The 22,458-nt window shown below is 69.9% G+C and carries 22 protein-coding genes; 16 read left to right on the top strand and 6 right to left on the bottom strand.

Annotated elements, in window-relative coordinates:
- Nucleotides 1-187 precede the first annotated feature (187 nt).
- Both KM176_RS06200 and KM176_RS06195 read left to right on the top strand, forming a co-directional pair.
- Nucleotides 188-586: a DUF983 domain-containing protein gene (locus tag KM176_RS06200; protein ID WP_236045200.1), complete on the top strand. Its 399-nt coding sequence runs from the start codon at nt 188-190 to the stop codon at nt 584-586.
- 54 nt (nt 587-640) lie between these two features.
- The gene (locus KM176_RS06195; RefSeq protein WP_160890789.1) at nt 641-1,324 is read left to right on the top strand and encodes an NUDIX hydrolase; all 684 of its coding nucleotides are present in this window, start codon (nt 641-643) and stop codon (nt 1,322-1,324) included.
- Between the two features lie 462 nt (nt 1,325-1,786).
- Here the strand turns inward: KM176_RS06195 and KM176_RS25265 are convergent, their stop codons facing one another.
- Together KM176_RS25265 and KM176_RS06185 are read right to left on the bottom strand one after the other, a co-directional pair.
- The gene (locus KM176_RS25265) at nt 1,787-2,197 is read right to left on the bottom strand and encodes a hypothetical protein (RefSeq protein WP_311136117.1); all 411 of its coding nucleotides are present in this window, start codon (nt 2,195-2,197) and stop codon (nt 1,787-1,789) included.
- Nucleotides 2,198-2,263: 66 nt separating this feature from the next.
- A complete protein-coding gene (locus tag KM176_RS06185) occupies nt 2,264-3,310 on the bottom strand; it encodes an aldo/keto reductase (RefSeq protein ID WP_160890790.1) in 1,047 nt (348 codons plus the stop codon).
- A gap of 159 nt (nt 3,311-3,469) precedes the next feature.
- On the opposite strand from KM176_RS06185, the gene KM176_RS06180 reads away from it, so the two are divergent.
- From KM176_RS06180 to metG, 3 genes are all read left to right on the top strand, one after another.
- Nucleotides 3,470-4,216 carry an ImuA family protein gene (locus KM176_RS06180; protein ID WP_160890791.1) on the top strand — a complete coding sequence of 249 codons (747 nt, stop codon included), beginning with the start codon at nt 3,470-3,472 and terminating at the stop codon, nt 4,214-4,216.
- A 109-nt stretch (nt 4,217-4,325) separates the two neighbouring features.
- Nucleotides 4,326-5,561 (top strand): MFS transporter, encoded by a 1,236-nt coding sequence (locus tag KM176_RS06175; protein WP_160890792.1) that lies wholly within the window; start codon nt 4,326-4,328, stop codon nt 5,559-5,561.
- A 172-nt stretch (nt 5,562-5,733) separates the two neighbouring features.
- The gene (gene metG, locus KM176_RS06170) at nt 5,734-7,446 is read left to right on the top strand and encodes a methionine--tRNA ligase (RefSeq protein WP_160890793.1); all 1,713 of its coding nucleotides are present in this window, start codon (nt 5,734-5,736) and stop codon (nt 7,444-7,446) included.
- Between the two features lie 93 nt (nt 7,447-7,539).
- On the opposite strand, the gene KM176_RS06165 is transcribed toward metG, so the two are convergent.
- From KM176_RS06165 to KM176_RS06155, 3 genes are all read right to left on the bottom strand, one after another.
- Nucleotides 7,540-10,143 (bottom strand): methyl-accepting chemotaxis protein, encoded by a 2,604-nt coding sequence (locus KM176_RS06165; protein WP_160890794.1) that lies wholly within the window; start codon nt 10,141-10,143, stop codon nt 7,540-7,542.
- 61 nt (nt 10,144-10,204) lie between these two features.
- A complete protein-coding gene (locus KM176_RS06160; protein ID WP_160890795.1) occupies nt 10,205-10,777 on the bottom strand; it encodes a hypothetical protein in 573 nt (190 codons plus the stop codon).
- Nucleotides 10,778-10,900: 123 nt separating this feature from the next.
- Nucleotides 10,901-12,118 (bottom strand): MFS transporter, encoded by a 1,218-nt coding sequence (locus KM176_RS06155; protein ID WP_160890796.1) that lies wholly within the window; start codon nt 12,116-12,118, stop codon nt 10,901-10,903.
- A 209-nt stretch (nt 12,119-12,327) separates the two neighbouring features.
- On the opposite strand from KM176_RS06155, the gene KM176_RS06150 reads away from it, so the two are divergent.
- The 4 genes from KM176_RS06150 to KM176_RS06135 are packed head-to-tail and all read left to right on the top strand — an operon-like array spanning nt 12,328 to nt 15,555.
- A complete protein-coding gene (locus KM176_RS06150) occupies nt 12,328-13,188 on the top strand; it encodes an ABC transporter substrate-binding protein (RefSeq protein ID WP_160890797.1) in 861 nt (286 codons plus the stop codon).
- Nucleotides 13,185-14,171, top strand: coding sequence for a FecCD family ABC transporter permease (locus KM176_RS06145; protein ID WP_160890798.1), 987 nt, complete (start codon nt 13,185-13,187; stop codon nt 14,169-14,171). Before KM176_RS06150 ends, KM176_RS06145 begins: the two co-directional genes overlap by 4 nt.
- A complete protein-coding gene (locus KM176_RS06140; RefSeq protein WP_160890799.1) occupies nt 14,168-14,911 on the top strand; it encodes an ABC transporter ATP-binding protein in 744 nt (247 codons plus the stop codon). Before KM176_RS06145 ends, KM176_RS06140 begins: the two co-directional genes overlap by 4 nt.
- The gene (locus tag KM176_RS06135; protein ID WP_160890800.1) at nt 14,908-15,555 is read left to right on the top strand and encodes an adenosylcobinamide amidohydrolase; all 648 of its coding nucleotides are present in this window, start codon (nt 14,908-14,910) and stop codon (nt 15,553-15,555) included. The genes KM176_RS06140 and KM176_RS06135 overlap by 4 nt, the downstream gene beginning before the upstream one ends.
- On the opposite strand, the gene KM176_RS06130 is transcribed toward KM176_RS06135, so the two are convergent.
- A complete protein-coding gene (locus KM176_RS06130; RefSeq protein ID WP_236045182.1) occupies nt 15,537-16,265 on the bottom strand; it encodes a pyridoxamine 5'-phosphate oxidase family protein in 729 nt (242 codons plus the stop codon). The two genes, KM176_RS06135 and KM176_RS06130, sit on opposite strands and share 19 nt — an antisense overlap.
- 78 nt (nt 16,266-16,343) lie before the next feature.
- Between KM176_RS06130 and pdxR the strand changes: the two genes are divergently transcribed.
- The 7 genes from pdxR (at nt 16,344) to KM176_RS06095 (ending at nt 22,298) form a co-directional block, all read left to right on the top strand.
- On the top strand, nt 16,344-17,771 hold the full coding sequence (pdxR, locus tag KM176_RS06125) for a MocR-like pyridoxine biosynthesis transcription factor PdxR (RefSeq protein ID WP_202397660.1): 1,428 nt from the start codon (nt 16,344-16,346) through the stop codon (nt 17,769-17,771).
- Nucleotides 17,772-17,802: 31 nt separating this feature from the next.
- On the top strand, nt 17,803-18,174 hold the full coding sequence (locus KM176_RS06120; RefSeq protein WP_160890801.1) for a DNA-binding transcriptional response regulator: 372 nt from the start codon (nt 17,803-17,805) through the stop codon (nt 18,172-18,174).
- Nucleotides 18,175-18,311: 137 nt separating this feature from the next.
- Nucleotides 18,312-18,506, top strand: a complete 195-nt coding sequence (locus KM176_RS06115) for a hypothetical protein (RefSeq protein ID WP_160890802.1) — start codon at nt 18,312-18,314, stop codon at nt 18,504-18,506.
- A 229-nt stretch (nt 18,507-18,735) separates the two neighbouring features.
- A complete protein-coding gene (locus KM176_RS06110; RefSeq protein ID WP_160890803.1) occupies nt 18,736-19,200 on the top strand; it encodes a hypothetical protein in 465 nt (154 codons plus the stop codon).
- A 127-nt stretch (nt 19,201-19,327) separates the two neighbouring features.
- A complete protein-coding gene (locus KM176_RS06105; RefSeq protein ID WP_160890804.1) occupies nt 19,328-20,725 on the top strand; it encodes a sensor histidine kinase in 1,398 nt (465 codons plus the stop codon).
- On the top strand, nt 20,722-21,198 hold the full coding sequence (locus KM176_RS06100; protein WP_160890805.1) for a response regulator: 477 nt from the start codon (nt 20,722-20,724) through the stop codon (nt 21,196-21,198). The genes KM176_RS06105 and KM176_RS06100 overlap by 4 nt, the downstream gene beginning before the upstream one ends.
- Nucleotides 21,195-22,298, top strand: coding sequence for a sensor histidine kinase (locus KM176_RS06095; RefSeq protein ID WP_160890806.1), 1,104 nt, complete (start codon nt 21,195-21,197; stop codon nt 22,296-22,298). Before KM176_RS06100 ends, KM176_RS06095 begins: the two co-directional genes overlap by 4 nt.
- Nucleotides 22,299-22,458: the final 160 nt, after the last annotated feature.

Here is a 22,458-nt window from a genome sequence, read left to right as displayed (position 1 = left end):
GGGAAGTTTGCGACATGGCGCCGCACGACCACGCGCCGTCTTCTCAAGCTGCGGGGCTGCGACCAAGGTAGGACAGGCATCAGGCCGAGACCTGTCAGGAGCCCGCGTGACCCAGAAGCCAGAGGATCATCCGACCGGGGCCCACGGGGCCGGCGCGGGATCCCGGGACGGGTCCGGCGACCGGGACCTGTGGCCCGCGCTGCGCCGGGGCTGGCGGCTGCGATGCCCGAACTGCGGATCGGGGCCGCTGATGAAAGGATACCTGAGCGTCCGGGAAAGCTGCCCGGTCTGCCGGCAGGAACTGCACCACCACCGGGCCGATGACGGGCCGGCCTACCTGACGATCCTCGTGGTCGGCCATCTGTCGGCGCCGCTTCTGGGGCTGGTCTGGATGACCTGGCAACCCGACCCGATGATGCTGTTCACCGGCTTCGCGATTTTCGCCGTCGCGCTGTCGCTGTATATGCTGCCCCGGGTCAAGGGCGGGCTGATCGCCTTCCAGTGGGCCCGCCGCCTGCACGGCTTTGCCGCTGCGCCCGAACCCGACACGGACCGCCCCGGCCCCGAGGGACCGGACACCGAGTGAACCGGCCCCGTGGCCGCCCGCCCCTGAAATGCCGAACCCGACAAGGATCAGACGATGAACGCCACTGCCCAGCCCAGAAACGCCGCCACGATCATCGCGCTGCAACGCGCCGGGGACGGGCCGCGGATCCTGATGGGCCGGCGGCTGGCCGGGGCCGTCTTCATGCCGAACAAGATGGTCTTTCCCGGCGGCGCGCTGGATGCCTGCGACGCGGATGTGCCCTTTGCCCGCCCCCTGACGCCGCGCACCCGCGCCCTGCTGGAGGTCGATGCCGACCCGGTGCTGGCGCCCCAGCTGGCCGCCGCCGCCCTGCGCGAATTCGCCGAGGAAACCGGGCTGCGCATCGCCCGCCCCGGGATCTGGACAGGCACGCCGCCCACCGATCCGACCTGGGCGGGCTTTGCCGCCGCGGGGCTCCTGCCCGATGCCGGGGCGCTTGACTGCATCTACCGCGCAGTGACGCCGCCCGGCAAATCCCGCCGCTTCGACGCTCGCTTCTTCCTGGTCGAGGACAGCGCCATCGCCGGCGACCCCGAGGATTTCTCGTCCGCCTCCGGAGAGCTGGCGGACCTGGCCTGGGTCCCGCTTGATGCGGCACGCCAACTGGACCTGCCCTTCGTCACCGCCGTCGCCCTGGCCGAACTGGCCGCCCTGCTGCGCCGGGGCCGCGCCCCCGATGCGATCCCGTTCTACGACCAGCAACCTTCCGGGCCGGTGTTCCGCGGCCTGGTGGCCTGAGACGACCAGCCGCTCAGCCCGGCAGGACGAGCCCGAGGACGCTGGCCAGAACCAGCAGGATGCCCGCCCCTCGCCCCGGGTGATCCGCTCGTGGAAGAGGACGACCGAGGCCAGCAGGCTCAGCACCCCCTCGGACTGGCCGACGGCGTAGACACAGGAGGCGCCCTGCAGGGTAAAGGCGGCGAACCAGCAGGAGCTGCCCAGCCCTAAGGTCTGCCCGGTCAGCCGCCAGCTGCGCAGGACACGACCGATCTCTCCCTTCTCGCGCCAGGCCAGCCAGGCCGCCATCAGCACCAGCTGCGCGGTCACGACCACCCCCAGCGTCACCAGCGCGCGCTGCCAGACCGCGCCCGGCACCATCAGAGAGGCGCCGCGGAGAGCGCGAAGAACAGCCCCGGGGCCACCCCCAGCGCCGCGGCCCGGTTGGCAAGGCGGCGCAGAGCCGCCCCGCCGGCCTGTCGCTCAGCACCAGTTCCCCAGAGGGCCCAGGCAGATCGCCCCCAGCGCCGGCAGGCTCATGGCATCGCCCAGCAGGATCAGCCCGATCAGCGCGGTCAGCAGCACTTCGGTCTTCTTCAGGGGGATGCCGACGGCGAAATTGCGGCTCTTGAACAGGGCGACGACGCAGATCGTGGCCAGGATCTGGGTGATGCCGCCGATCAGCGCCACGGGCCAGAAGGCGGGCGGCAGATGCGGCCAGGCAATACCGCTTAACCCCGGCGCAATCCAGACCAGCGGCGCGGCCCAGAGAAACCGGGCAAAGGTCGCCCCCGTGGCGCTGAGCCCGGTGGCGGCAAGCTGCTTTTGCAACATGAAACGGCCGTTCCGGAACAGAACGGCCGCAAGGGTGACGGGGATCCAGGCATGTGTCATGGCCCCCTCATGTCGGAAGCGCCGGGGGAAGGCCGGTGTCAGCCGCTCCCCCAGCGCGGGCCCGGTTCAGAACGGCATCGGGTGCTTGCGGTGCACCGCGTCGAGATCCTTCAGCACCTCTTCGGACAGCGTGACATCCAGACCTTCGATGATGCGCTTGAGCTGCGTCATGTTGGTGGCGCCGAAGATCACCGAACCGTTGAAGTTGCGGCTGGCGACGAAGGACAGCGCCATGTGTACCGGATCGAGGTCATGCTTGAGCGCGACATCGAGGTAATCGTCCACAGCGGGGAAGACGCGATCGGTCTTGCGTCCGCCAAGATCGCCGTTGATCGCCATGCGCGAGTCCTTGGGCACGGCGCGTCCCTGATACTTGCCCGTCAGCAGACCGGTGGCCAGCGGCGAATAGGCCAGCAGCCCGACATCCTCGTAAACGCAGAGCTCGGCCAGGTCGGTGTCGAACTGACGGGCCAGCAGCGAATATTCGTTCTGGATCGAAACGGGGCGCGGTGCATCCAGCTCTTCGGAGAGGCGAATCCACTGGGCCATCCCCCAGGCGCTTTCATTGGAGAGGCCGAAGGCGCGGATCCGTCCCTTCTTCTTCTCCTGCTTCAGCTTCTCCAGGCAGGCGCGCATATTGTCGAGCACGGCCGCCGTGTCGGTCTTGGCGGGGTGGTAGCTCCAGTTCTTGCGGAAATGGTAGGAGCCGCGGTTCGGCCAGTGGAACTGGTAGACGTCGATATAATCGGTCTTCATCCGCCGCAGGGAGCCGGTGATCGACTCTTCCAGCGTCTCGGGCGTGATCGGCGCGCCTTCGCGCACATGTTCCAGCCCCTCGCCACTGGCCTTGCTGGCAATCACCAGCTCGTGGCGGCGATGCGGCGTCTTTTCCAGCCACAGGCCGATGATGCGTTCGGTCCGTCCGATGGTCTCGGCCCGCACGGGGTTGACCGGATACATCTCTGCGGTGTCGAGCAGGTTGATCCCCGCATCCAGAGCCGCGTCGATCTGGTCATGGGCGGCCTCGCTCCGGGTCTGGTTGCCCCAGGTCATCGACCCCAGGCAGTAATCCGTCACTTCGATCCCGCTGCGACCAAGCTGATGTTTGCGCATTCTTACCTTCCCCTCGTCCCAGGAAACATCGTTAGGCGGGGAACGTTACGATTTCCCTGCGCGATGCAAGGCAGAATTCCCCCCGTTGCCGCGACGGGGCTGTGCGGTGCCGCACCTGCAGGCTTGAGAACATTTTGCGAACATTCTATTCTTGGGCGCATGAGTCTCGATCGATCCCTCCTGCAACGCGGTTCCTGGCAAGGCGCGCCCGAACTGGCGCTGGGGGCCGAGGCCGGGCTGCGCCTGGCCCGGCTGCACGAAGCCTGCGGCGCCGGGCGCCATGCCTTTGCCCATTTTATCGGCGCCCGCGCCCTCGCGGAGGCCCGCGCCCGCGATGATGCCGAAGCGCCGATCTACTGGATCTCTCCGGCCTGGAACCGGGCGCCGCTGCATGCCCCCGGCATGGCCGCCTTCCTGGATCCCGGGCGGGTGATCTTTGCCTCTCCCCGGCGGGGCGAGGACCTGCTCTGGGTGCTGGAAGAAGTGCTGCGTTCCGGTCTTGTTCCCCTCGCCGTGGCCGAGCTGGACCGTCTGCCGACCCTGACCCAGGTGCGCCGCCTGCACCTGGCCGCCGAACAGGGCCGGGACAACGGCATCTGTGCGCCCCTGGGGCTGATCCTGACCCCTGGCGATGGCGGCGCCCAGGGGGTCGAGAGCCGCTGGCACGTCACCCCCGACCACCTGAGGGCCGAGCGCCGGCTGATGGCGCTGGAACACCGGCTGTGGCGGCTGGAGCGGCGCCGGGCCCGCATGGCCCCGCCGCGCGCCTGGGCGCTGCACCACCATTTCAGCCACGACCTGGCCCTGCGCGATGCCACCGGCGGCTTCAGCCTGGGCCCGCCGCTGCCCCCCGGGCCGCCCCCCGACATGACGGTCGACTGGATCCCCCGTCCGAAACGCGACTGACCCCACGTTCCGGGAAAAAATGCTGCGCCGCCGCCCGGAAAGCGTCGGAAACGTCACCCCATGTCGAAAACAGGCATGCGGGGCCGGAACATGCGTCGGACAGGACCCTATGCGTACCGTCATCTCCTTCTCCGCCCTCATCCTTTCGGTGATCCTGCTGCAACTTTCCTCGGGCGCGGTCTCTCCGCTGGACGCGCTCTCGGGACTGAAGCTGGGCTTTACCCGCGGAGAGATCGGCCTGCTGGGATCGGCGCATTTCCTGGGCTTCTTCATCGGCTGCTGGGGCACGCCGCGGCTGATGGGCCGGGTCGGCCATGCCCGCGCCTTCGCCGCGCTGACCGCGCTTGGGGCGATTGCCGCGCTCCTGCACATGCTGGTGGTCGATCCGCTGGCCTGGGCGCTGATGCGGGTCGCCTCGGGGATCTGCATCGCCGGCTGCTACACGGTGATCGAGGGCTGGCTGATGGCCAAGCTGTCGAATGCCGAGCGCGGCAAGGTGACCGGCGTCTACCGGCTGGGCGACATGGGGGGCTCTCTGGTGGCGCAGCTGCTGATCGGCGTGCTGAGCCCGGCCAGCTACGTGGCCTACAACATCATCGCGATCCTGTGCTGTGCGGCGCTGCTGCCGCTGGTGCTGACCCGGGCCCCGGCCCCGGCCCTGGGCGCCACGCCCCGCCTGCAACCGGGGCTGGCGCTGAAACGCTCTCCGCTGGCGGTGGTGGCGGTCATCGTCTCGGCGCTCTCGGCGGCCACCTTCCGGATGATGGGCCCGGTTTACGGTCAGGAGATGGGGCTGGATACCCACCAGATCTCGTATTTCCTGGCGCTGTTCCTGCTGGGGGGCGCGGTGGCGCAGGTGCCGGCGGGCTGGCTGGCGGACCGCTTCGACCGCCGAAAAGTGCTGGTGGGGGTGTCGCTGGCAACGCTTGCCAGCTGCGCCGCCTCGGCGCTGGCACCGGCCTCGATCCCCATGGTGCTGATCAATGTCTTCTTCTTCGGCGTCGCCACCTACCCGGTCTATTCCATCGCCTCGGCCCATGCCCACGATTTTGCCGAAAGCCATGAACGCACGGAGCTTTCGGCGGCCCTGCTGTTCTACTACGCGGTCGGCGCGATGGTGGCGCCCTGGCTGTCCGCGCAGCTGATCGGCTGGTTCGGACCGCGCTCCATCTACCTGATGGTGGGCGCGGGCCACGTCGCGCTGCTGCTCTACGGGCTGGGCCGGATGCGGGTGCGCCCCACCCCCGCGCGCGAGGCCCGCACCCGCTTCACCTATGCACCGCGAACCACCTTCATCATCGGGCGGCTGCTGCGCGGCCAGCGCGAGCGCGGTAACGACAGGTAACGGGGCGGCGTCGCGGGGGGCTCTGCCCCCGGCCTGCGGCCTCCCCCGACATATTTTCGGAAAGATGAAAGGGCGGCCCGGTGCAAGGCGGCCCTTTTGCTTCGGCGCCTGGCGGGATAAGAGGCAGCAAAAGCGGTAGAGCGCGAAACGTAACAGCTTGCAGGAGGCGTCCATGGCGCGGCATCTCATCACCTCGGCCATCCCTTACATCAACGGGATCAAGCACCTGGGCAATCTTGTCGGGTCGCAGCTGCCGGCCGACCTTTTCGCCCGCTACCAGCGGGGACGCGGCAACGAGGTGCTGTTCCTCTGCGCCACCGACGAGCACGGCACCCCCGCCGAGCTGGCCGCCGCCAAGGCCGGCAAGCCGGTGGCCGAGTACTGCGCCGAGATGCACGAGGTCCAGGCCGAGATCGCCCGCGGCTTCCGGCTGAGCTTTGATCACTTCGGCCGTTCCTCCAGCCCGCAGAACCGCGTGCTGACCCAGCATTTCGCCGGCGTCCTGGCCGAACGCGGGCTGATCCGGGAAGTCTCTGAAAAGCAGATGTATTCGCCCACCGACGGGCGCTACCTGCCGGACCGCTACATCGAGGGCACCTGCCCGAACTGCGGCTTCGAGAGCGCCCGCGGCGACCAGTGCGACAACTGCACCAAGCAGCTGGACCCGGTCGACCTGATCAACCCGCATTCGACGATCTCGGGCGCGACCGACCTGGAGATGCGCGAGACCAAGCACCTCTACCTGCGCCAATCGGCCATGAAGGACGAGCTGGAGGCCTGGATCGACAGCAAGACCGACTGGCCGGTGCTGACCACCTCGATCGCCAAGAAATGGCTGAATGACGGCGACGGGCTGCAGGACCGCGGCATCACCCGTGACCTCGACTGGGGTGTGCCGGTGAAAAAGGGCACCGAGGACTGGCCGGGCATGGAGGGCAAGGTCTTCTACGTCTGGTTCGACGCGCCGATCGAATACATCGCCTGCGCGCAGGAATGGGTCGAGGCCGGCAAGGGCAGCGACTGGGAACGCTGGTGGCTGACCGACAAGGGCGCCTCGGACGTGACCTATACCCAGTTCATGGGCAAGGACAACGTGCCCTTCCACACCCTCGGATTCCCGGCGACGATCCTCGGGAGCGGCGAGCCCTGGAAGCTGGTCGACTACATCAAGTCCTTCAACTATCTGAATTACGAGGGCGGCCAGTTCTCGACCTCGCGCGGGCGCGGGGTGTTCATGGACCAGGCGCTGGCGGTGCTGCCGTCGGATTACTGGCGCTGGTGGCTGCTGAGCCATGCGCCCGAAAGCTCGGACAGCGAATTCACCTGGGAAAACTTCCAGGCCTCGGTCAACAAGGACCTGGCCGACGTGCTGGGCAACTTCGTCAGCCGGGTGACCAAGTTCTGCCGTTCCAAGTTCGGCGAGGTGGTGCCCGAGGGCGGCGCTTACGGCGAACAGGAAGCGGCGCTGATCGCCGACCTGAGCGCACGTCTGACCCGCTACCAGGCGGCGATGGATGCCATCGAGGTCCGCAAGGCCGCCGGTGAGCTGCGCGCCATCTGGGCCGCCGGCAACGAATACCTGCAGACCGCCGCGCCCTGGGCCGCCTACAAGGAAGACCCCGAGCGCGCCGCCGCCATCGTGCGCCTGTCGCTGAACCTGATCCGGCTTTACGCCGTGCTTTCGGCGCCCTTCATCCCCGACACTTCTGCGGTGCTGAAGGAAGCCATGAAGCTTGAGACGCTGGACTGGCCCGAGGATCTGGCGGCAGCGCTGGAAGCGCTGGCCCCCGGCGCCGCCTTCAGCGTGCCCGAGAACCTGTTCCGCAAGGTCCTGGACGAAGAGCGCGAGGACTGGCAGGCGCGGTTCAGCGGCAAGCGCGACTGAACCGGCCCCGCCAGGGACAACGGAAGGCTTCAGGGCCGCGCGGTGATCGCGCGGCCCTTTCTCTTGCCCCCCTTGCCCCGGGGGCGGCGGTCATCAGAACTCTTCCCAGCTGGGCGGCGTCTCCTCCGGCGGCACAGCGCCGACGACGGCCTTGCGGCGGGGGGACCTGGCTGAAGGGGTGTCGCGGCGGGCGGACCTGCGGGGCCCGCGCTCGCCCTTGATGCGGAACTTGCCCGCCGCCTCGACCAGGGCATTGGCCTCGCTGGTCAGGGCGTGGCTGGCAGCGGTGGTTTCCTCGAACATGGCGGCATTCTGCTGGGTCACCTGATCCAGGTCGTTCATCGCGCTGTTGACCTCGTTGAGGCCGGTGGACTGCTCCCGCGCAGAGGTGGCGATCGAAGTCACCCGGGCGGAAATGTCGACCACCGCCGTCACGATCTCGGCCAGGGCCGCTCCGGTGCGGTCGACCAGTTCCACTCCGGATTTCACATGGCCACCGCTGGCCGAGATCAGCTGGTTGATCTCGCGCGCGGCCTCGGAGGAGCGCTGCGCCAGCGCCCGCACCTCGGTTGCCACCACGGCGAAACCGCGCCCGGCCTCACCCGCGCGCGCGGCCTCGACCCCGGCGTTCAGCGCCAGCAGGTTGGTCTGGAAGGCGATGTCGTCGATCACGCCGGTAATCTTCGAAATCTCCCGCGAGGAGGCCTTGATCGCATCCATCGCCGCCACCGCCTGGCGGGCCACGGCGCCCCCCTGTTCGGCCTTGGCCTGGGCATTGGTGGCGATCTGGCTGGCCTCATCGGCGCCGCTGGCCGCGGATTTGACCGAGGCCGTCAGCTGATCCAGCGCGGCGGCGGTTTCCTCAAGCGTGGCCGCCTGTTTCTCGGTCCGCCGGGCCAGGTCGTCGGCGGCATTGCTGATCTCTCCGGTCTCGCCGCGGATTGATTCCGCATTCTGCACCACCGCCGACATGGCATCGTGCAACGCCTCGACCGCCTGGTTGAAATTGCTGCGCAGCTGTTCGTATTCCGCCCGGAAGGGCTGCGCGATCATCGACGTCAGGTCGCCCTCGGCAAGGTTCTGCAGGCCGACCTTCAGCGTGTCGACCACCTGCTGCTGCTGCTGCTCGACCTCGCGGCGGCTGTCCTCGGCGGCGCGCATGGCCTGGTGGCTGGCGGTGACATCGGAGCCGATGAAAACCAGCCGCTGCATCTTGCCGTCGCGGCCCAGGATCGGGCTGATGCTGCCTTCGAAGATCGCCTCCCGGGCACCGGGATGGACGAAGGTGCCGGTCACCGCCTTGCCGGCGGCCAGCCGGCGCATCTGCTCCTGCCGCTCGCCCTCGGAGGCTTCCAGGGCGCGGATCACCTCGGCCAGGGGGCGCCGCGCCAGCGTCTTGTCCTCGGCGCCGACGGCCCCGCGGAACCCCGCGTTGCTGGACAGAAGCCGCTGATCGGCATCGAAATCCAACCGCACCTGGTGGGCCTCGATGGCGGCCAGCACCGCCGCGTTCAGCCGTTCCAGCGACACATCCTTCAGTTCAGAGACATACCCAATGGTCGTGCCTTCGGCATTCGTCACCCGGTCGATGCGGGCGGCAATCCGGGCGCCGCCCCATTTCAGCTCGGCCTGGTGCGGCAGGGCCAGCGCGCCCGAGCCGATATCGGCCAGCACCGCCCCCAGCCCGGGCAGATCCTGCGCCGCATGGCCCGTCACCGCCTCGGGACGGAAGCCGGACCAGGTGTCTCCGATGGCCTGACTGAAATTCGACAGCAGTTCCAGGCAGGCAGGGTTGGCGAAGACGATCTTCAACGCGCCATCCAGAAGCAGCTGTGCGGCGCCGGAACTGTCGATGGCGGCACTGCGAAAGGCGTTCTCGCGCTCGGTGCCGCGGGCGGCCTTCAGCCCGTCGCGGAATTCGGCCAGCCGCCGCGCGATCCCGCCGATCTCGTCCCGGCGGGCGGCGCCATGGATGGCGACATCGTACTCGCCCTCGGCCACCGCGCTCATTTCCCGGGCGACCCGGCGCAGCGGTTTCGAGAAGACCTGATAGAACAGTCCCGCCGCCAGGCAGAGCGCGGCCAGGAACACGCCCAGGGCCACCAGCGGGGCATTGCCGCGTCCGCGAATGGCCTCGGCGGTGCGGTGATCCAGCGTCCACTGGCTGACCAGCGCCCCGACGACCGTCCTGTCGGGCCCGAAAAGTGCCGGCGCCGCCCACAGAAGCGTCAGGGGATCGCGCACCGGCCGCCCGGAGGTCAGCGCCTCCTGCGCCAGGGCCCGCGCCGGGTCGGCGGCAAAGCCGGGCCGGCCCACCCGGGCCAGTTCGCTGCCATCGGCCCGCAGCGCCAGCACGCCGCGCAGATCGTCCGGCACGGCCTCGGCGAAGCTTTCCAGGCCCTCCTGCAAGGGACCGGCCGTGCCGAAGCGCAGCGCCCCGGCAAACTGTGCCGACAGGCCGCGCATCGCCTCCCCGGCCCGCACATCCGTCCAGTCCCGGACCGAGCGTTTCACGCTGTTCAGCGCGATCACCTCGGTGGTGGCGACAACCATCAGCACGCAGGCGGCCACGATCAGGGTCGCCCGGAAGAAGGCCGATCGCAGGAACGGCACCTTCAACGTCCCGCTGCCGCTGTCCGGCGCCGGACCCGGGCTCTGCTTTGCCTCTGCGCTGCTGGCCATCTTCTCACCCCTCATGTGACCTTCCTGCCCTCCGCGCGGGCATCGCGCGGAGCCTTCGTGTCCGGCCGGGGCCGTGTCAGTACAGCATCTCGGCGTTCAGGCCGACGGTGAGCGCGCCCAGAAGCTCCCGCGTGGCGGGATCGGCGACGCTGACCGAGATCTGGCCCTGGTAGGTCTGGGCACTGTCGTCAAACTCCACCTCGCCGACATGCACGGCGCCGACGCCCTTGCCGTAGGTCTCCGTGAACTTGCCCTCGTCCCCCTGCCAGTAATCCGAGGTGGCGCCGGTGGCCGCGACGTTCAGCCCCTTGTCGTCCATCACGAAAATCTCGGTCACGATCCCGCCGGAGCCGGCCATCCGGTCACGCAGGAAATCCGCCAGGGGGGTCTTGGTGACCGCATCCACCATCGGTTCGTTGGGCGTGCCGACCTCTGCCCGCCACTGGCCATCCAGGGTCAGGATCTGATCCTGGCTCAGCCCCTCATGCGCGCTGTTCTGCGCCCGCACCGCCGCCAGGATCTGCGGATCGAAGGCCCAGAGCAGCACCTCGCTTTCAAGGTAGTCGCGCATCGACGCCTCGAAATCATTGGCGTGCAGGGGCAGTGCGGTGACGGTGGCCAGAAGCAGCCCGGCGGTGCGTTTTCTCATCTACATATCCTCGGTTCGCGATGGTCTCGGGCGCGGACCTTGGCGCAAAAGGCTTTCCCCGCCCTTAATGCGGGCGGGGCCCCGGACAGGGGGATTGCCTAAAATCCGAAGCGGCCCGAAGGCCTAGATGTCGGCCCGCTCCATCTGGCGCAGCTGCGGGAACAGCCGCGCCCAGAGTGCCACCACCCCCAGCGTCACCGCACCGCCGATGGCAACCGTGGCCGGGGTGCCGGTGAAGGCCGCCATCAGCCCGGCGCGGAAATCGCCCAGCTGGTTGGAGGCATTGATGCAGACGCCGTTGACCGCCGCGACCCGGCCGCGCAGCGCGTCGGGGGTGCGCATCTGCACCAGGGTCTGGCGGATGTTCATGCTGATCATGTCCGACCCGCCATAGACCGCCAGCGCCAGCACCGACAGCCAGAAGACATGCGACAGGGCGAAGACCAGGATCGACAGGCCGAACACCGCGATCGACCACAGGAACCCCGGGCCGGCACGGAACGGCATGCCGAAACGGGTCAGCCACAGCGCCACCAGAAGCGCCCCCAGAGCCGGTGTCGCGCGCATCACCCCCAGCCCCAGCGGGCCGACATGCAGGATGTCCTGGGCATAGACCGGAAGGATTCCCATCACGCCGCCGAACAGCACCGCCACCAGATCGATGGAGATCGCCCCCAGCACCTCCGGCGTGCGGGCGATGTGACGAAAGCCGCCGAACAGCAGTTCCGGGCCGAAGGGTTCGCGGCCATGGATGTGCAGCCGAGCCCGGATCAGCGCGCCGCCGATCCCCGCCACCAGGTAAAGGCCCGAGGCCACCCAGTAGATATGTTCATCCAGCACCGCCAGCAGCAGCCCCGCCAGCGCCGGCCCGCCCAGCTGCGCCACCGTGGTCACGGAGGAGGAGACCGCGACGGCCCGGGGAAACTCCGCGCGACTGACGATGCCGGGCAGGATCGCCTGCTGCGCCGGATGCAGGAAGGCCTGGGCACTGCCGCTGACCACCAGCAGCGCGAAGACCGGCCAGAGCGCGCTTTGCCCCGACAGGAACCAGGCGCCCAGCGCCAGCATGTTCACCGCATGGACCAGGTTGCCGATCCCCAGGATCCAGCGCCGGTCCACCATGTCGGCCACCAGCCCCGCCACCAGGAACAGCAGCAGGAAAGGCAGGAACATGAACAGCCCGATCAGCCCGAGGTTCAGCACGTCCTGGCTGCGCGCGTAGACATGCCAGCCCGCCGCCACCGCCAGCACCTGGAACCCCGCCATGGAGCCGCCCCGGCTGGCGATGAAGAAAAGAAAATCCCTGTTGCGCGCCAGGCTGACACCGTCCTGCGTGCTCATCCGTGAACCCCCGTCATGTGACCCCTCCAGGCACCGCGCCCGCTGCGGCCTCGATACCGCGCGGCGTGGCGGGGCACCAGCGGCGCCGCAGCGCCGTTTGCGGCCCGGTGCCCCCCGCGCGCACGCACTCGTGCATCGTCATGCATCGACAAGGCGGGCGATGCATCCTATTGCGGGAACAGGGAGAGGCACCGAGAGGATGCAGCGTCATGCCGGTCTCAGCAGCGACGGCCAGGCTATCCCGGCGGCCGGTCCTGTCCCGGGTCCGCCTGTCGCTGCTTGCGCTCCTGCTGGCGACGCCCGTGCTGGCCGCCGATCCCGCCCCCCGCCGCGTCGTCTCGATGAACCTGTGCACCGACCAGCTGGCGATGCTGCTGGCTGCGCCGGGGCAGCTGGTGTCGGTCTCAAGGCTGGCTGCCGATCCGCGCAGCTCGGCCATGGCGCAGCAGGCCCGCAGCTATCCGCAAAACCACGGCCAGGCCGAGGAGATCTGGCAGATGCGCCCCGATCTGGTGATCGCCGGCAGCTATACCGCGCGCGCGACGGTGACGCTGCTGAAGCGGCTGGGCGTGCCGGTACTTCAGGTCCAGCCCGCGCGGTCGCTGTCCGATGTCGACAAGCTGCTGCGCCAGGTCGGCGATGCGCTTGGCCGCACGGCGCAGGCCGACACCCTGATCGCCGATTTCGACACCCGCCTTGCCGCCCTGCGCGCCGAGGTCCGCCGCCGCCCGCGCGCCGCGATCTATCAGGCCAACGGCTATTCCTCGGGCGATGCCACGCTGGCCGGAGAGATCCTTGAGGCCGCCGGGTTCGACAATGTCGCCGGTCCCGGCGGCGGCACCTTCCTGCCGCTGGAAAAGCTGGTGATGGCCGACCCCGAGGTGCTGATCACCTCCGTCCCCTATCCCGGGGCCTCGCGCGCGGAGGAGATCCTGCATCACCCGGTGGTGCGGGACATCCGCGCCCGCAGCCACACCACCACCGTGCTGGACCATGACTGGATCTGCGGCACCCCCCATGTGCTGGAGGCCATCGCGGCACTGGCCGAAACCCGAAAGGCCCTGGAATGACGCGCGGGCTGATCCCCCTCCTGCTGCTGGCGACCCTGCTGCTGGCGCTGCTGTCGCTGTCGACCGGGCCGGTGGCGCTGTCCCCGCTCCAGGGGCTGAAGGCATTGCTGCTGGGCGGCGACGGCCCGCTGCCGGTGATCCTGCGGGCAATCCGCCTGCCCCGCACCCTGCTGGCGGTGATGATCGGCGGATCGCTCGGCCTGTCGGGGGCGGCGCTTCAGGGCTACCTCAGGAACCCGCTGGCAGAACCCGGGGTCATCGGCATTTCGGGCGCGGCGGCCCTTGGGGCGGTGCTGGCGATCCAGACCGGGCTGGCGGCGCTGTTCGCCCTGGCGCTGCCGCTCGCCGCGCTGGGGGGCGCGCTGATTGCCGTGCTGGTGCTGCTGGGGATGAGCGGACGGCGCGCCGGATCGCTGACGCTGATCCTCTCGGGCATCGCCATCAGCGCGCTGACCGGGGCCGCGACCTCTCTGGTGCTGAACCTCTCTCCCAATCCCTTCGCCACCTCCGAGATCGTGTTCTGGATGATGGGTTCGCTCGCCGACCGCTCCATGAGCCATGTCTGGCTGGCCGCGCCCTTCATGGCGCTCGGCCTGATCCTGTTCCTGCCCGTGGGCCGCGGCCTTGAGGCGCTGACGCTGGGAGAGGATGCAGCAGCCTCCCTTGGCATCGCCCTGCCGGCGCTGCGGCTGCGCATCGTGCTGGGCACCGCCTGCATGGTGGGCGCGGGCACCGCCGTTGCGGGCTCCATCGGTTTCGTCGGGCTGGTGGTTCCGCATCTGCTGCGCCCGCTGGTGGGGGCACGGCCCGGGCGGCTGCTCTGGGCCTCGATGCTGGGCGGAGCGGTCATGGTGCTGGCCGCCGATGTGGCGGTGCGCCTGATCCTGCCCGACCGCGACCTGAAGCTGGGGGTGCTGACCGCGCTGATCGGCGCGCCCTTCTTCCTGCATCTGGTCTGGGCCACCCGGAGGGAACGCGCATGAGCCTGCTGTCCTGCCGCAACCTGGCCGTCACCCTGCGCGACCGGGTGATCTTCGAAGAGGTCTCCCTTGATCTGGCCCCCGGAGAGCTGGTCGGGCTGATCGGGCCCAACGGCGCCGGCAAGACCACGCTGATGCGGGCGATCCTGGGGCTGCTGCCCCATGGCGGCAGCAGCTCTCTGGCGGCCCTGTCCCCCGGGGCGCGGGCGCTGAAGGCCGCCTGGATGCCCCAGGCACGCGACATTGCCTGGCCGGTGCGGGTCGAGGATCTGGTGGCCCTGGGGCGCCTGCCGCACCGCGCCCGCCCGGCCCAGGACCATGCCGCCATCGAGGCGGCGCTGGACCGGATGGGCCTGCAACGGCTGCGCCACCGCCGCGCGACGCGGCTTTCGGGCGGGGAACAGGCGCGGGTGCTGCTGGCCCGCGCCCTGGCGCAGGAGGCCCCGGTGCTGCTGGCGGACGAACCCATCGCCGGGCTTGATCCCGAGCACCAGATCGCCACCATGACCGCCCTTCGGATGCTCGCCGACGAGGGGCGCGGCGTGATCCTGTCGCTGCACGATCTGGGCCTTGCCGCGCGCCACTGCACCCGGCTGATCCTGCTGGCCGAGGGGCAATTGCTGGCCGACGGCCCGCCCGAAGAGGTCCTGAGCCCGGGCCTGGTCGCCCGCGCCTTCCGCATCACCGCCTACCGGGCCGACACGCCCAATGGTCCCGTTTTCCAACCCCTGACAACGCTATGACCCTGACCCTGCACCGCCCCTGGCTGGATTTCGACCTTGAGGATTCCTGCCAGGTCCTGAGCTGGGCGCCCTGGCGCCCCGGCCTCGTTCCCGCCTCCCGCATCCTGTGGCGCGAGGTCCGCAATGCCGACCTGCCGCCGCATCTGGACGCCACCGACTGGCTGGAACGCCAGCTGGTCGCCCGCGACGCCTCCGATGCGGTCTGTTTCCTGACCGCGCGCGACGTTTCCGCCCACCACCGCGCCGAGGCGCAGGTGGAGGGTGTCCATGTCACCGCCGTGGCCACCCTGGGCCTGTCGAATGCCGAACGTATCGGCACCCGGCGTCCGGTGATCCCGCGCAGCTGGGGCACCATCAACCTGGCCGTGAAATGCGCCCTGCCGCTGGCCCCCGCCGCGCTGATCGAGGCGCTCTCGATCGCCACGCAGGCCCGCACCACCGCCCTGCTGGAAGCGCAGCTGCCGCTGGAGACCGGCCCCGCCACCGGGACCGGCACCGATTGCATCGCCATCGCCGCGCCGGAGGGCAGCGCCCTTCATGCCGGGCTGCACACCCCCCTGGGCGAGGCCATCGGCCGTGCCGTGCTGGCGGTCATCTCTGCCGGCGTGCAGGACTGGCGCCGCGCCTACGCCGGTACCGCATAGGCGCTGGCATAGGCCCGCCGCAGGGTCTTTTCCAGCAGCCGCCCGTCGGCCCACTCCGCCAGGGTGTCCGGGCGCGCAACACCGGCAGGCATCCGCACGCAGGGTTCGGGCGTGCCGATCACCGTGTGCAGCGGGATGCGCTCGGCATGGATCGGCAGGGCGTAGTCCTCCTCGTCATCGGCGATCCCCTTGTCGCGGATCTTGGCCGAGGCCTTCTCGATCTCCATCACCACGACCGAGGTCGCCTTGCTTTCCTGCACCGTCATCGGGCGCAGCAGCGCCGTGCGCTCGGGGAAGAAGCGGTCCACCATCATGGTCAGCGCCTGCGCCTTCTCCTGCGGATCGCTGACCAGCCTGGCCTGACCAAAGGCCATCACCGCGCGGTAATCGGCGGAATGGTGCATCGCAGAGCGCCCCAGCACCACGCTGTCGAAATGCGTCACCGTCAGGCAGGCCGGTTCCCCCTTCGAGAGGTTGCGCAGCATCCGGCTGGCCGAGCTGCCGTGCCAGTAGAGCCGCGTCCCCTCGCGCCAGAACAGCGTCGGCGTGCAGAAGGGCTGGCCGTCGATCACATAGGCCACATGGGCCAGCATCGCGGAATCAAGCAGCAGGTGCACCGTCTCGTGGTCATAGGCGCCCCGCTCATGGGCGCGCTTGACGCGGTTGGTGGCATCGACGGGATAGCTGGCGGTCTGGGTCATCTCGGACATGGGAAGGCATCCTTTCTCTTGCTGACCCAGCAGTACGGCGGCAAACTGGTTGCAAACAGGTCCAGTTCCGAGGCGAATTTGCCAACCACTTCGCTACCCCTTCCCCCGCTCGACCTTGATCCGGCGATCCACGGACAGGCGCGGCGCCTGCACATGGGGCTGCGCGCGGCGATCCTGTCGGGACGGCTGGCGCCGGGGCGCGCGCTGCCCTCGTCGCGGGCGCTGGCGGGCCAGCTGGGCCTCGGGCGCAACATGGTGGTCGAGGCCTATGAACAGCTGGCCGCCGACGGGTTGACCGAGGCGCGCCCCGGCGCCGGGACCTTCGTGGCCGCCAGCCTGCCCCCGCCGCCGCACGAGGCCCCCGCGCAACCGCCGCAGCCCGATCTGTGGGACCGCCGGCAGGAGGCCTTCGCCCTGGGCCAGACCGAGGCGACGCCGGATCTTCTGGCGCGCCTCGGCGCCGCCACCCGCCGGGCCATCGCCCAGGCCGGCCCCGACCTGCTGAGCTACGGCGATCCGCGCGGGTCGCCCGCCCTGCGCCGGGAAATCGCCGCCTTCCTGGCCGCCCATCGCGGCCTGGCCTGCGATCCCGACTGCATCGTCGTGGTCAGCGGCACCCAGCACGGGCTGCGGCTTTGCCTTGATGCGCTGCTGCCCGACGGCGCCCCGGTCTGGATGGAGGATCCCGGCTACACCACCTCGCGCGATACGCTGATCGCGGCGGGGATGTCCCCCGTGCCGGTGCCCGTCGATGCCGCCGGGATCGACGTGGCGGCGGGGCGCGCGCTCTCCCCGCAGGCGGTTGCCGCCTATGTCACCCCCTCGCACCAGTTTCCGCTGGGCCGCACGCTTGAGATGACGCGCCGTGTCCAGCTGATCGACTGGGCACGCAGCACCGGCGCCTGGATCCTTGAGGATGATTACGACAGCGAATTCCGCTATGCCGGGCCGCCGCTCTCGGCGCTGGCGGGTCTGGCGCCGGACCACGTGATCTACATCGGAACCTTCGCCAAGATGGTCTTTCCCGGTCTGCGGATCGGCTATCTGGTGCTGCCGCCGCGCGCGCTGCGCCCGGTGCTGGCCGCGCGCGCCGCCCTCGACCGGTTCTCGGCCCCCTTCCTGCAGGAGGCCCTGGCCGAGCTGATGCGCGAGGGCCACCTGGCGCGCCACCTGCGGCGGGTCGGGCGCAGCTACCGCACCGCCCGCGACCTGCTGGCCGCCGAGCTGCGCGAAAGTTCCGGCGGCGCGCTGGTCCCCGAGGTTCCCGACCAGGGGCTGCACATGGTGGTGCGCGCCGGTCCCGGGCTTTCGCCTAGGGCACTGGCGAAGCTGCGCCGCAGCGACGGCCCGGTGCTGCGACTGCTTTCGGACTGTCGCTTCGGCCCGCCGGGAGAGGAAGCTCTGATCCTTGGATTCTCCGGCCATGACCTTACGGCAATTCGTCGCGGGGCCCGCAGCCTCGGAAAGGCCGCGCGACGGTTGCTGGACGGCCCCACCGGCGTCTAGGCTGATCCCAGCCATCCGGACCGGAGTGCCAATGACCGCCTGCAGCCTGCTGATCATCGACGACGACGCCGAGCTTTCCGACATCACGGCCAAAGCCTGCTGCAGGCTGGGCTACCCGGCCCTGACCGCCAGCGGTGCCGAGGCCGCCCTGGCGGCGCTGGCGGTCGAACCCGGCATCGCCCTGGCGCTGATCGACATCCGCCCGGGCCCCGGCGACACCGGCTTTGCCCTGGCCGCGCGGCTGCGCCAGCGCCGGCCCGCCCTGACCCTGCGCTTTGTCTCCGGTCTGGGCCAGGCCGCCAGCCGACCGGCCGATTTCGCCGACGCCCGGATCCTGCGCAAGCCGCTGTCCCTCGACGCCCTGCGCGACGTCCTGGAAGAGGCCCTGGGTCCCGTCCATTGACCACCTCCGCCGGGCCGTCCACCGGCCCGCGCCGGAAACCCTGCGACTGCCCTAATGCTGCACAGCAGCGTTAACCGCCCATTAACCGCGGCGGCCTTAGCTCAGGACACCTCCCGCTCAGCCCGAAAGGTGTCCCGGTGCCAGCAACCCTTCCCCCGATCGAGATCCGACGCATTCTGGGCGGTCGCCTGCGCAGCGATGGCGACGGTCGCCTGACCGGCTGCGAGATCGAGGTGATGTCGCCCGGCGGCCCCTGCTGCCTCAAGCTTGACCGCAGCGGCACCGATGCGCTTTTCGACCTGCTGCGTGCGGCCCGCACGGACTTCCGCTGAGCGATCGGCCGGGAAATGCGCACGTTCGCGTGTACAATCGATGTGAACACGGGTTTTCCCTCGTCCGGACGGTCAAAAAACTTGGCAGCTTGGTCAACTTGCGGTTAATCACGCCCCAGACTCGTCCGCCCGCCTGCTTCCAGCGCGCCTGCAAATCGTCGTTCCGGGCTCCGGACTTCGGCCTTCCGCAGCCTTCGCGCGCCCGCCCGCTGCCCCGAAAGGCTCCGAGATGACCGCCACGCTGTTCACCGAAGGCCTCTGCCTGCTCTATGTCTGTCTGGGGCTCGCGGGGGGGATCGTGCTGATCCGGCGCCGGCGGATGCGGGCGCTGGCGCATCCCGATTTCGACTTCTGGCAATTCGATTCCGGCGACGGTGGCGTCACCTGCATCATCGCCGTGCGCAACACCAGCACCGTGGCCGTCGACCTGCTGGAGCTGCGCTGCAGCAACCGCGCCGTGGCCTTGCAGCTGCGCGAGGCGATGGCCCATGGCCGCATCCTGCTGGACCAGAGCATCTGCGCCGCCCCGCCCCGGCCCGAGGACGGCGCGCGCCGCAACACCAGCGATTTCACCCGGCTGGAGATCAAGCTGCGCGGCGCCCGTCCCGGCGACCGGCTGCGGCTGTTCTGGGCCTGGCAGACCCGGAAGGCCCGCCGGCAGTGCGAAACTTTCGCGCTGGAGTGGCACGGCTAGGCACCAGGGCGGTTTTTCCGCGCCTGCTAACCCGATCACAACACTTCCTCGGTTACCCCCGTGTCAGGCCGCCCGCCCGGGTGCTGCCCTGTGCCTGCTCTTCCTGTTGCCAATGGACGAGATGTAGATGTTGCCGCTGCCGCGCCTGGAAGTCCTCGTGCCCTCGCTGGCCAGCCTGGCCCTGGTCCTTGGCGCCGGCCTGCTGGGCGACGCGCTGTTGCCCGGTTGGGCGGCACAGCTGCTGCCGGCGCTGCTGGCCTCCGGGCTGACCGGCTGGCTGCTGCTGTCGCGCTGCCGCGACATCGCGCGGCTGGCGCGCAGCCTGCCCGGCGGTGGCGCCCCCCTGCCCGAGGCGCTGCCCGACAGCCTGCAGCAGCTGGCCCACCGGCTGAGCGCCCAGCAGTCCGCGCTGCGTCAGGGCATGTCGGATGCCCATGCCATCATCGACAGCATGGTTGACGGCGTCGTCGTCGCCGATGCCCAGGGCCGGATCGAAATGCTGAACCCCGCCACGGAGCGGCTGTTCGGCTTTTCCCGGCAGGAACTTCTCGGCCAGCCGATCGAGCGGCTCATGCCCGAGGAGATCGCCCGCACCCATGCCGGCTGGCTGGCCCGCAGCGCGCTCAACCACGAGACCATCCTGATGGGCGACGGGCGCGAACTGGACGGGCGTCACCGCGATGGCCGCGCCCTGCCGATCGAAGTGTCGGTCAGCCGCATGACCACCCCTGTCGGGCCGCGCTACATCGGGGTGATCCGTGACGTCTCGGGCACCCGCGCCACCGAACACCGCACGCGCGAGCTGGTGGCGGAACTGGAACGCTCCAACGCCGAGCTCGACACCTTCGCCTATGTCGCCTCCCATGACCTGAAGGCGCCGCTGCGGGTGATCGACAATGCCTCGCGCTGGCTGGAAGAAGACCTGGAGCCGCATCTGACAGAGGACACCCGCGAAAGCCTGCACCTGCTGCGCAGCCGGGTGCAGCGGATGGAGCGGCTGCTGGACGACCTGCTGGAATATTCCCGCATCGGGCGCAGCACCGAAGGCAGCGGACGCATGGTCACCGGCGCCGAGATGCTGGAGACGATCCGCGCCCTGATCGCCTGCCCGCCCGGCATTCAGGTGACCGCGGACCCCGTGTTCGAGGCGCTGGAGATGCGCCAGATGCCGCTTCAGGGCGTGCTGCTGAACCTGATCGGCAACGCCGTGAAACATCACGACCGCCCGAACGGCACCGTGCACCTGGAGGCCGCGCCGACAGAGGCGCAGGTGGTCTTCAGCATCCGCGACGATGGCCCCGGCATCCCGCCCGCCTTCCACGACAAGGTCTTCGAGATGTTCCAGACCCTGCGCCCCCGGGACGAGGTCGACGGCAGCGGCATGGGCCTGGCCCTGGTGCAGAAGACCGTCCAGCTGGTCGGCGGCACGATCGAGCTGCAATCGGACAGCGGTCGCGGCACCACCTTCCGCGTCACCTGGCCCCGCGCGGCCCTGTGCCCGCCCCGGACGGAGACCGCCGCATGAGCCCGCCGCTGCCCCCCGCGCCCGAGCGCCTGTCCCGGGCGCTCAACATCATTCTGGTGGAGGATGACGACGGCGATGCCAAGGCCGTGCTGCGGGCCTTTGCCCGCGCCCGCATCGCCAACCCGATCCTGCGCTTCCGCGACGGGCTGGAGGCGCTGGCCTTCCTGCGCGGCGAAACCGGCACCCCGCCGGAAACCTACGTGATCCTGGCCGATATCAAGATGCCGCGCATGACCGGGCTGGAGCTGGTGGCCGAGATCCGCCGCGATCCCAACCTGCGTCAGGCCATCGTCTTCATCATGACCACATCGGGGGACGAACGCGACAAGTTCGAAGCCTATGCCCAGAACATTGCCGGCTACATCCTGAAGAACCGCGCCGGCGCCGATTTCCTCGATCTGGTCGGCACGCTCGACCATTACTGGCGCGTCATCGAGCTGCCCCGGATGCCACCGCCCGGAGCCGCATCGTGACCGCGCCGACCCGTGTCCTGATCGTCGACGACGACCCCGGGGATCGCAAGCTGCTGCGCCGCCTGCTGAACGACATCGAGATCGAGACCAGTGCCGAGGAGGCCGACAGCGCCTCGGCGGCGCTGACCCCGCGCGACACTACACCCGAGCTGATCTTCCTCGACCACCTGCTGCCCGGCACCACGGGCCTGGCGCTGCTGCCCGACCTGCGCAGGCTCTACCCGCGCACCGCCGTCGTCCTGATGACCGGCCAGGGCAGCGAGGACACCGCCAAAAGCGCGATCCAGCAGGGCGCAGTGGATTACGTGTCGAAAAAGCAGCTGACCGCCGCCTCGGTCTCGCGCATCCTGCGCCGCGGGCTGGAGACCGCGCGGATGCGGGCCCAGCTGGACGAGCAGCGCCGGGAGCTCGAAACCTTCGCCCATGTGCTGGTCCACGACCTGCGCGCACCGGTCAACTCGGTCCGCGCCCTGAGCGAGATCATCGCCGAAAGCGTCGCCGAGGGCGACCTGGAGACGGTCACCCGCGAGGCGGCTCTGGTGCAGCGCTCGGCCCGGCTGATGGGGGATCTGATCGACAGCCTGGCCAGCTACATCCGCAACGACCGGGTGCCGCAACGGCTGCGAACCCGGCCCAACAGCATCGTCACCTCGGCGCTGACCCTGCTGGAGGGCGAGATCGGCAAACGCGGCGCCCGCATCCGCACCGAGCTGTGCGACACCGCCTTCGACTGCGATCCGCCCCAGGTCAGCCTGCTGGTGCAGAACCTGGTGGCGAACAGCCTGCGCTATTCCGAGGCCAGCCCGCCCGAGATCACCATCCGCGCAAGGCTTGCCGGTGGCTGGATGGAATTCGAGGTCTGTGACAACGGCCCCGGGGTCCCCGCGGACAAGCGGGACATGATCTTTGAGCCGTTCCGCCGGCTGCGCGGCGCCCGCGACAGCAGCGGCACCGGCCTCGGGCTGGCCACCTGCCGCAAGATCGTCCAGCGTCACGGCGGGCGGATCTGGTGCGCGGAGCCGCCCGATGGCCGGGGCGCCTGCTTCCGCGCCCGCTTCCCGATGGTCGCCGCTCCAATGGCCGCTGCCCGGACGGGCTGATCCGGTTGGCGCGGTTGGCGCGGTTGGCGCGGTTGGCGCGGTTGGCGCGGTTGGCGCGGTTGGCGCGGTTGGCGCGGTTGGCGCGGTTGGCGCGGTTGGCGCGGTTGGCGCGGTTGGCGCGGTTGGCGCGGTTGGCGCGGTTGGCGCGGTTGGCGCGGTT

It is taken from the genome of Pseudooceanicola endophyticus, from assembly GCF_018760365.1.
GTDB classification, from domain to species: Bacteria; Pseudomonadota; Alphaproteobacteria; order Rhodobacterales; family Rhodobacteraceae; genus Pseudooceanicola; species Pseudooceanicola endophyticus.
The sequence above is the reverse complement of the archived record's forward strand: the minus strand, read 5'-3'. Positions and strand labels throughout refer to the sequence as shown.